This is a genomic window from Neoroseomonas rubea, from assembly GCF_016106015.1.
Classification (GTDB): Bacteria; Pseudomonadota; Alphaproteobacteria; order Acetobacterales; family Acetobacteraceae; genus Neoroseomonas; species Neoroseomonas rubea.
The window spans coordinates 1-783 of the sequence record NZ_JACADQ010000695.1 but is presented as its reverse complement, the minus strand read 5'-3'; the positions used below and the strand labels follow the sequence as shown (position 1 = coordinate 783).

At 77.7% G+C, this 783-nt stretch carries 1 protein-coding gene; it reads right to left on the bottom strand.

What is annotated here, in order from left to right; translation table 11 throughout:
* Window positions 1–91 precede the first annotated feature (91 nt).
* Window positions 92–783: DUF6683 family protein (locus tag HW577_RS25895; RefSeq protein WP_332837823.1), on the bottom strand; the 692-nt coding region annotated here is incomplete at its 5' end.

The following is a 783-nucleotide window of genomic DNA, read 5'->3' as shown; positions in this document are numbered from 1 at the left end:
GGGTGGCTCGCCGCACCCGTGGCGGCCCCCCTGCGCGGCCCCGGCCGGCCCGGCGGCCGCAGGTCACGCGATCATGCCCGGGGCACGGCCTTCAGCGCTGCTGGAAGCCCGAGGCGGTCAGGGTGAAGCGGCGCAGGTCGATGCCCTGCTGCTGCGACACCGTCTGGGCGACCTCGGCGCGGAAGGCGGCCACCGGGCCGGGCGCGCCCGCGGCCCGGAGGTCCGCCAGTCGCGCCGCCATGGCCATGGCGTAGAAGGCGAGCGTCTCGGCCGTCGCCTGGCGTCCAGCCTCGTCTAGCCGTGCCATGGCGGGATTGGCGGCGACCATCTGCCGCGCCTGGCCACGCACGGCAGCGATGCCGGCGGGCTGCGTGAGGGCGTCGCCGCCCGTCGAGACCTCCCAGGCGATCAGGTAGAAGGCGGCGACCACGTCGGCGAGGTCACGGCTGTCATAGCCATGCTGGGCGAGCAGCCGGTCGAATTCCTGCCAGGGCAGGCCGGACTCGACCGCGGCGCGCAGCCCGGCGGGGTTGGGGCTGGTCGGCAGCATCGCGGCGAGAACCTGTTGCCGCACCCGCGCGCTGACGCCCGGAACGGGCGCGAAGGCGGTCGGGCTGCGCGGCAGGGCGGCCTGCGGCACCGGCTTGCCGCCGATAGTGGGCGGCTGCGCGGGCAGGGAGGCCGGCTTGGCCGTCGGCATGGCGCCGCCGCCCTGTGGCGCGGGCGGGACACCGATGGCGGGCGCGACGGGAACCGGCGGCGTCGGCGGCGGCGCGCCGGGGA